Here is a 9788-nt window from a genome sequence, read left to right on the forward strand (position 1 = left end):
CCATAACGCTCACGACCGGGACTTTTGATCCAAGCCGCTTATGGTGGTTTGCTACCTGCTCCTGCAAGCCGATAGCGAGGGGCCATACCCTCATCTCTTACGCCGCTTGCTGCGGCACACTGAAGTCAGCGACCCACAGGTGGTCAGGTTGATCAGCACTAAAATTGCGTTTCACCAAGTCATCCGCTCGTTTTTGATCATCTCTGCTACGGGTAGTTTGTTTATTCTTCCCACGCCAAACACCTTGTATACCTAGCTTTTGCATCAATCGAGCAACTGTACAGCGCGCAATAACATAGCCTTCACGTTTCAGTTTTTGCCAAACTTTACGTACACCATATCGACCTGAACTTTCCTTCCAAATTCGTTTAATTTGTTCAGCATGATGCAAGTCATGTAAATCTCGTTTCGCTCGATGTTCTGGATTGTCCGCGAGATCTAAAGTTCGGTAATAGGTTGAAGCTGCGATCGGTAAAATCCTACAAATCGCATCAACACCATATAAGTCTTTATTGTTATGGATGAAATCCACCATTATTTGTGTGGGCGGTCGAGCTCCGCCTGGGCGAAAAAAGCAGCTGCTTTACGTAGAATTTCATTGGCACGCTTTAATTCTTTGATTTCACGTTCCATCTGCTTCATTTTTTCTTGATCTGAAAGCTGCTGTACTTTGATAGGATTTTGTTGATCGAGATGTTTTAAATACCAAACACGCAGTGTTTCAGGAGTACAACCTATCTTGGGAGCAATAGCAGTGATTGCAGCCCAATTCGATGGATAATCTTTTTCGGATTCAATCAATAATTGAACCGCTCTATCTCTGATTTCAGGGGTATATTTTGGTTTTTTCATCGGAACATTCTCTCAGGAAAGTTGGTCTCCGACAAACCCGGTACGGTTCAGGGCAAACATCGTTTTCGAATTGAGCAGGTAAATGGTAAATTAAAGATTCTTCAAAATTCTTGCTACACTTTACTATAGTCGATGTAAAGGTATAGGTTTAGGCATGAATTTGATTACTGTAATTTACAACATTGAAATAATTTAAAAAGTGATTTTGCAAAAAGTCTGGTTTCTCATTTTTTATATGAAGTTTTTTCAATGTCAGATACTGCTTATCAAAGACCATAAAATAAAAAGCCCTCAATTGAGAGCTTTCAAGTTTATTGATTGACTCAGGCCAGGTTTTGGCGTTTTAAAACTTCTAGCATGGTTGATCCGAGCTCTGCAGGACTACGCGTATAAGCCATACCCGCTTTTTCAAAGGCTGCAAATTTTTCTTCTGCTGTACCCTTACCGCCAGAAATAATTGCACCTGCATGCCCCATACGCTTACCTTTTGGTGCAGTCACACCTGCAATATAGCCCACAACTGGCTTGGTGACATGAGACTGAATATATTCAGCTGCTTCCTCTTCTGCGCTACCGCCAATTTCACCAATCATGATAATGGCTTCGGTCTGCGGGTCTTCTTGGAACAACTTCAAGCAATCAATCTGGTTCATGCCTGGAATTGGGTCTCCCCCAATGCCAATACAGGTTGACTGACCTAAACCGAGCTTTGTAGTCTGAGCTACAGCTTCATAGGTTAGTGTACCCGAACGCGAGATAATTCCGATTTTACCTGGCTGATGAATATGTCCTGGCATAATGCCGATTTTACATTCTCCCGGGGTAATAATACCCGGACAGTTTGGACCGATTAAACGCGCACCATTGCCATTGGTTTCAAGATAACGCTTGGCCTTTAACATATCTAAAGTCGGCACACCTTCAGTAATTACAACAATAAGTTCAATCCCAGAATCTACTGCCTCTACAATTGAATCCAATACAAATGGTGCAGGTACATAAATGACCGAGGCATCTGCGCCTGTTTCTTTGACTGCATCTTTCATGGTGTTGAATACAGGTAGGTTTAAATGGCTTTTCCCCCCCTTACCGGGCGTTACACCACCGACGACTTTGGTACCATAAGCCAATGCTTGCTCTGAGTGAAACGTACCATTTTTACCGGTAAAACCTTGTACCAATACTTTGGTGTCTTTATTAATTAATACGCTCATGATTGATACTCCTTAAGCTTTTACCGCAGCAACAATTTTTTCTGCTGCATCAGCTAAACCTGATGCAGAGATTAACGTGAGTCCAGATTCATCCAATAACCTGGCACCCAGTTCTGCGTTATTTCCTTCCAAACGCACAACGACCGGCACGGTTACATGAACTTCCTGGACCGCTGCAATAATGGCTTCAGCAATCATGTCACAACGTACAATTCCACCAAAAATATTAATTAAAACCCCTTGTACCGAGCTGTCTGCCAAAATAATTTTAAACGCTTCAATGACGCGCTCTTTGGTTGCACCACCGCCAACATCAAGGAAGTTCGCAGGCTGACCACCATACAGTTTGATGATGTCCATAGTTGCCATAGCAAGCCCCGCTCCATTGACCATACATCCAATGTTACCTTTTAAGGCTACATAATTCAGGTCATGTTCTGAAGCTTTTAATTCGCGTTCATTTTCCTGAGACTTGTCACGCATCGCTACAATTTCGGGTAAACGGTATAAGGCGTTAGAGTCGATCCCGACTTTGGCATCCACACATAAGATGTCACCATTTTCACGAACTGAAAGGGGGTTAATCTCAAATAGGGCAAAATCATTTTCAATAAATGCCTGATAAGCTGCAGTCATAATTTTGACAAACTGATTGATCTGACCATCTTTCAAATGAAGAGCAAAAGCCACTTCACGAGCTTGAAATGGCATCAGTCCAACCAATGGATCGACTTCGACTTTTATAATTTTTTCTGGGGTTTCTTCAGCCACTTTTTCAATTTCGACCCCACCTTCAGTCGATGCCATAAAAGTTACGCGACGGCTGGAACGGTCGACCACTGCACCAAGATACAGCTCGCGTTCAACCGGATAAACATCTTCAGAGACTAAAATGCTGTTGACTGGTTGTCCATTGGCATCCGTCTGATAAGTCACTAAACGAGTACCAATGATCTGATTGGCATAGTCTTCAGCTTCTTGTGCAGACTTCACCACTTTTACCCCACCAGCCTTACCGCGTCCCCCGGCATGTACTTGGGCTTTGAGTACTGCAAATTTACCACCAAGCTGCTCAAAAGCTTTTACGGTTTCTTCTGCATTTGTTGCCAAGATACCCTCTTGAACCGGCATCCCATATTTTTTTAATAACGTTTTTGCTTGATACTCATGTAAATTCATTGAACAACCTTTTAGTACTTATTTGACTTTGTTATTACGTTCACCAATATCTTTTGGTTCACATCAATCAATATTGGTATTTTGAGAACTTAAAATGATTCTTATCTTTATTTTTAGATGATTGTTCTAATAAAAACAACTATCAAATGTAAAAAGAGCGACCTAAGCCGCTCTTTTTTGTCTTACTTACGCTTACGTTGAATCGCGTGAATCGCTCGTCCATCAACTGCAAGTGCAGCTTCATGAACCACTTCAGAGAAGGTTGGATGACCAAAAGTCATCAACTGTAAATCTTCAACTGAAGATACAAACTCAAGTGCAATCATACCTTGGTGTACGATATCAGACGCAGCTGGTCCAATCACATGCATACCAAGTAAACGGTCAGTTTTTGCATCAGCAACAAACTTCACGAAACCAGCACCTTCGCCCGCAGCTAAAGCACGGCCATTTACAGCAAAACCGAATTGACCAGTTTTAACTTCGTGGCCTTTTTCTTTGGCTTGCTCTTCTGTTAAACCGACCCACGCTGCTTCCGGGTGAGTATAGATAACAGAAATAATCGTGTCGTAGTTCACTTGTGCAGCATGACCATGAATACGCTCTACAGCCATTACGCCTTCTTCCATTGCTTTGTGTGCAAGCATTGGACCACGTACCAAGTCACCAATTGCATATACGCCTTCCACAGAAGTCGCACACCAATCGTTCACTTCAACCAGACCGCGTTCAGTCAGTTTAATGCCACAATCATCTGCCAATAAACCTTCAGCATAAGCACGACGGCCTACACAAACGATCAACTTATCGAAAGTTTGCTCTTTGTCTTCACCGCCTTGAGTGTACTTAACAGTTACTTCACGACCGTTAATTTCAGTACCAGACACTTTCGCGCCTACACGGATATCAAGACCTTGCTTAGTTAACAGTTTCTGGAAGTCTTTTGCCAATGCTTTATCAGCCATTGGCAAGAATGCATCCATTGCTTCAAATACAACAACTTCTGCACCTAAACGACGCCATACTGAACCAAGCTCAAGACCAATCACGCCTGCACCAATAACACCTAAACGTTTAGGCACTTCTGGGAATTCAAGCGCGCCAGTTGAATCAACAATGATGTCTTGATCAACAGGAGCTACAGGAATATTTACTGGCACAGAACCAGTGGCAAGAATGACATACTTAGGCTCTAAAACTTGAGTTTCACCTTCGTGAGAAACGAACTCAACTTTTTTACCTGCCAGTAATTTACCAGTACCTTTTAACCATTCAACACCGTTACCTTTTAATAACTGGTCAATACCGCCAGTCAACTGATCAACGATTTTATCTTTACGTGCAAGAAGCTTAGACAAGTCGAAACTTACTTCACCAGTGGTAATACCGTGATCATCTAAATGTTTTACGGTGTCTTCATAACGGTGTGAAGAATCAAGTAATGCCTTAGACGGGATACAACCCACGTTTAAGCAAGTACCACCTAAAGAAGGTTTGCCTTTATGAATACGTTTTTCGATACACGCAACTTTAAAACCAAGTTGAGCTGCACGAATTGCAGCTTCATAACCACCTGGTCCACCGCCAATTACTACTAAATCAAATTGTTGAGACATTATGCTCTCCAAAAATGGGCTTAGAGGATCGCTCTAAGCCCATGGATTTATTCTATAAAATTAAAGATCAAGGATAAGACGAGCAGGTTCTTCTAACAATTCTTTGATTGCTACAAGGAAACCTACAGCTTCTTTACCATCAATTAAACGGTGGTCATAAGAAAGTGCTAGATACATCATTGGCAAGATTTCTACTTGACCATTCACTGCCATAGGACGGTCTTGGATTTTGTGCATACCCAAGATTGCTGTTTGTGGTGTGTTCAAAATTGGGGTAGAAAGCAATGAACCAAAAGTACCACCGTTAGTAATAGTGAATGTACCGCCAGTCATGTCTTCAATGCCCAACTTACCGTCACGTGCCTTAACAGCATAAGCGCGAATACCGTTTTCTACTTCAGCATAGTTCATACGGTCAGTATCACGTAATACAGGAACCACTAGACCACGGTCGCTTGATACAGCTACACCGATGTCATAGTAACCGTGATAAACAATGTCATCACCATCGATAGACGCATTTACAGCAGGGTAGCGTTTCAGTGCTTCAGTCGCTGCTTTAACGAAGAATGACATGAAGCCTAAACGTGCACCATGACGTTTTTCAAATGCGTCTTTATATTGAGCACGCATTTCCATGATTGGTTTCATGTTCACTTCGTTGAACGTAGTCAACATTGCTGTTGATTGAGTTGCAGCAAGTAAACGTTCAGCAACACGTTTACGAAGACGAGTCATAGGAACACGTTTTTCGATACGTTCACCAACAGCAACGCTTAACGGCGCAGCAGCAGGTTTAGCTTGATGGTTTGCAACATCTTCTTTAGTGATGCGGCCACCGCGACCAGTACCAGCTACATCGCTCGCTGCAATACCAGTTTCAGTCAATGCTTTACGCACTGCTGGAGCTTGATCAGCAACAGGTTGAGCACGCTCAACAACAGGTGCATTACCCGCTTGAGTTTGTGCAGCCGCTTGTTCAACTTTCTCTTCAGATTGAACTGCTTGAGTTTGAGCAGCGCCAGAAACAGCGCCCTCTTCAAACTGTGCAATCACTTCAGCAGAAAGCACTGTATCGCCTTCATTTTTAATGATTGACGCAATTGTACCGTCAGCAGGAGCAACAACTTCTAAAACAACTTTATCAGTTTCAATATCGCAGATCACTTCATCACGTGATACAGCTTCACCTGGTTGTTTGTGCCAAGTTGCAATCGTACCGTCTGCAACTGACTCTGGGAATACCGGTGCTTTAATTTCGGTTGCCATTACTTAGAATCTCCTGATTGTTCAGCTGCAATCGCTAATGCGTCATTTACCAGCTGAGCTTGTTGTTTTGCATGCAAATATGGTGAACCGCAAGCTGGCGCAGCAGAAGCTGGACGACCTGCGTAGCTAACACGTACCTGTTTACCTGTTTTCATTACATCGTCATATAAACGAGGAGCAATGAATAACCAAGCACCTTGGTTTTTCGGCTCTTCTTGAGTCCAAACCACTTCTTTTAGATTTGGATAAGAAGCAAGTACTTCAGCAATACGTTGTTCTGGATATGGGTACAATTGTTCGATACGAACGATTGCAGTGTTGTTTAATTCCTGTTCACGACGTTTTTCAAGTAAATCGTAATAAACCTTACCACCACAAAGCACCAAACGAGTTACATCAGATTTGTTGATGTTGTCGATTTCGTCAATCACAGTCTGGAATGAACCATTTGCAAGCTCTTCAAGCGTAGAGGTTGCAAGTTTGTGACGAAGCAATGACTTCGGTGACATGATGATCATTGGTTTGCGGATTGGACGAAGTGCTTGACGACGCATCGCATGGAAAATTTGCGCTGGTGTAGTCGGTGTCATCACTTGCATGTTGTCTTCAGCACAAAGCTGTAAGAAACGTTCTAAACGTGCAGATGAATGCTCTGGACCTTGACCTTCAAAACCATGTGGAAGAAGCATAGTTAAACCACATACGCGTTCCCATTTAGTTTCACCAGATGCGATGAACTGGTCAATTACAACTTGCGCACAGTTAGCGAAATCACCGAACTGAGCTTCCCAGATAATCAAGCTCTTAGGAAGAGTCGTTGCATAACCGTATTCAAATGCAAGTACCGCCATTTCTGACAATAAAGAGTCATAAATTGCTGTACGTGGCTGGTTTTCTTTCAGGTTACATAATGGAATGTAAGTTGAACCGTCTACCTGGTTATGCAATTTCGCATGACGGTGTGAGAAAGTACCACGACCCACGTCTTCACCAGTTAAACGAACCAGGAAGCCTTCATCTAGAATAGTTGCATACGCTAAAGTTTCTGCAGCCCCCCAGTTCAGCGGCATTTCGCCAGTTTGCATTTTCAGACGGTCGTCAATCACTTTTGCAACCTGACGCTGCATAACGAAGCCTTCTGGAAGCTCACGCATTTTGGTACCGAGTTCTTTCAAGCGTTCGATTGGGAATGATGTATCCCATACGTCTGTGTACTCGTGACCCAAGTATGGAGACCAGTCGACAAACATTTTGGTATTTGGTTCAAGTACCAATGCATTGGCAACATGCTTGCCTGCTTCAAGGTCTGAACGGTATTGTTCAACCATTGCATCAGCAGCAGCACGATCCAGAACATTTTGTTGTACAAGTTGGTCAGCATAAAGCGTACGAGTGGTCGCTTTTTTGTTAATCACTTGATACATCATTGGTTGAGTTGCAGCTGGCTCATCCGCTTCGTTGTGACCACGACGACGGTAACAGAACATGTCAATTACAACGTCTTTACGGAAAGTATGACGGAAGTCATGTGCCAATTGAGAAACAAACAATACAGCTTCAGGATCATCACCATTGACATGGAAGATCGGTGCCTGAATCATTTTCGCGATATCAGTACAGTATTCTGTAGAACGTGCATCACGTGGGTCAGAAGTTGTGAAGCCCACCTGGTTGTTAACAACGATGTGAACTGTACCACCTACGGTATAACCACGTGTTTGTGACATCTGGAAGGTTTCTTGGTTTACACCTTGACCTGCAAATGCTGCATCACCATGAACAATGATTGGCAATACATCATCACCACCAATGTCTTTGCGACGGACTTGACGTGCACGTACAGAACCTTCAACTACAGGTCCAACGATTTCCAAGTGAGATGGGTTAAATGCCAATGCCAAGTGAACTTCGCCACCCGGTGTCATCACGTTAGATGAGAAACCTTGGTGATATTTAACGTCACCAGAACCTTTTTTGTGCAGTGATTTACCCTCAAACTCACCAAACAGGTCAGCCGGGTTTTTACCCATAATGTTGACCAGCAAGTTCAAACGGCCACGGTGCGGCATACCGATTACAACTTCTTTACAGCCTACAGAGCCTGCACGTTGAATCAGTTCATTCACCATCGGGATGAAGGATTCACCACCTTCTACACCAAAGCGTTTTGCACCAACGTATTTATTACCGAGGTATTTTTCCAGACCTTCAGCTGCTGTCAGACGTTCTAAGACGTGTTTTTTCTGCTCAGCAGTGAAACCGAATTGACCTTTTGCACTTTCAAGGCGTTGTTGAATCCAGCGTTTTTCTTTGGTATCAACAATATGCATGTATTCAGCACCAATAGAAGCACAATAAGTTGCTTCCATCGCCTGAACCATTTCAGCTAGAGTTGCTTCACTCTTACCGATTGCAAGGTTACCTGTGTTAAATACTGTATCTAAATCAGATTGAGTCAAACCATGCGCAGCAAGATCAAGATCAGGTACGATTTCACGCTTAGCCAAACCTAGTGGATCTAATTTTGCTTTTTGATGACCACGGTTACGATAAGCCGCAATTAGTTGCAATACGCCAATTTGACGACGCTCATGCTCAGAACTTACAGCACTTTGAATTACAGGTTGAACGCGACTTGAGTTGCGACCTAATAAAAGGAATTGCTCACGTACATTGCTATGTGGTTGATCACCTTTAGGGAATTTACCGAAGTATTCCTGCCAGTCAGCACCTACTGAATCTGGAGCCGTCAAATACTGCTCATAAAGTTCTTCAATATACGCTGCACTGTCAGCGCTAAGTTCAGTGTCAAGACGCAGTGCGTCAGCAACTTCTTGCATTTGTGGACCCATTTCCTATTGCAAAAACATTTTCAGGATGCTTTTTAAGCGAACCCATGATTAATAATGTCAAATTGGTAATATGACATTAGTCCCCATAAGGCATAAGCCATGAGGCGTGATCACTACATTAGGAATAACCCAATGTGAATAATGAATCATAACGCCCCCATTGGCATCATCACTCATTGATATATACTCGACCAAGACCGAGCAATTTTTTTGCAAATCGACTTAGAAAAAATAACTACGCGACTTAATTTTTCTAAAGCGATTTATATCTATTTATAAACCTTATACATAATTTCAGATGTTGAAAAAATGTACGCAAATACAGTGCTTTTTTTAAATATAGCTTTGTGCCAAATCGTAACATGTTCTCCAGTTGCAATTGATTTTTTTGACACATACCTCTCATAACTCAGCGAAATACATATCCTCCATTTTCATCTAACATATGGTGCTTTATCTCATAATTAGATTCAATCTAGACCAAAGTCCTACCCCACGCCCACACATATAACAAAAGAGAGCTCAATATTTAAACTGGCTCTCTTTATATGCGTTATATGATAACATTTTAATCTCAACTTTGCAGATTCAAGCCTACAATTAGTGCTTTAATCACTCACTCAAACAATCCCACCACACTTAGATCGCTTTTAAGCAAGATTCCGTCTCTACTTTAATCAATTATAGGACTTACGCACTATTATTTATAGATTCTCTGTGGTAGCAGATGATTTTTATCGAGAATAAAGTCATCAATGAAGTTTTTGATCATTGGTCTAAATAATTTCTTCTGCCAACGATATACA

General features: G+C 42.3%; 5 protein-coding genes, 2 pseudogenes and 1 other annotated feature. All 7 genes and pseudogenes read right to left on the reverse strand.

Going from position 1 to position 9788, the window contains the following annotated elements:
* Window positions 1-109: 109 nt before the first annotated feature.
* Window positions 110-852: pseudogene (locus FTT87_RS14895) on the reverse strand (IS3 family transposase); the annotation flags it as partial.
* Window positions 461-577 (reverse strand) — a sequence feature (AL1L pseudoknot). (Overlaps the previous pseudogene by 117 nt.)
* Before the next feature lie 323 nt (window positions 853-1175).
* Window positions 1176-2066, reverse strand: a complete 891-nt coding sequence (sucD, locus tag FTT87_RS14900) for a succinate--CoA ligase subunit alpha (RefSeq protein WP_180042359.1) — start codon at window positions 2064-2066, stop codon at window positions 1176-1178.
* 12 nt (window positions 2067-2078) lie between these two features.
* Window positions 2079-3245, reverse strand: coding sequence for an ADP-forming succinate--CoA ligase subunit beta (gene sucC, locus FTT87_RS14905; protein ID WP_180042361.1), 1167 nt, complete (start codon window positions 3243-3245; stop codon window positions 2079-2081).
* A gap of 182 nt (window positions 3246-3427) precedes the next feature.
* Window positions 3428-4861, reverse strand: a complete 1434-nt coding sequence (gene lpdA, locus FTT87_RS14910) for a dihydrolipoyl dehydrogenase (RefSeq protein ID WP_180042363.1) — start codon at window positions 4859-4861, stop codon at window positions 3428-3430.
* Window positions 4862-4921: 60 nt separating this feature from the next.
* The gene (gene odhB / locus FTT87_RS14915) at window positions 4922-6130 is read right to left on the reverse strand and encodes a 2-oxoglutarate dehydrogenase complex dihydrolipoyllysine-residue succinyltransferase (protein WP_180080679.1); all 1209 of its coding nucleotides are present in this window, start codon (window positions 6128-6130) and stop codon (window positions 4922-4924) included.
* The gene (locus tag FTT87_RS14920; RefSeq protein WP_086196928.1) at window positions 6130-8970 is read right to left on the reverse strand and encodes a 2-oxoglutarate dehydrogenase E1 component; all 2841 of its coding nucleotides are present in this window, start codon (window positions 8968-8970) and stop codon (window positions 6130-6132) included. The genes odhB and FTT87_RS14920 overlap by 1 nt, the downstream gene beginning before the upstream one ends.
* A gap of 712 nt (window positions 8971-9682) precedes the next feature.
* Window positions 9683-9788: pseudogene (locus FTT87_RS14925) on the reverse strand (IS701 family transposase); the annotation flags it as partial.

It is taken from the genome of Acinetobacter sp. YH01022 (genome assembly GCF_013420235.1).
In the GTDB taxonomy this organism is placed as follows: Bacteria; Pseudomonadota; Gammaproteobacteria; order Pseudomonadales; family Moraxellaceae; genus Acinetobacter.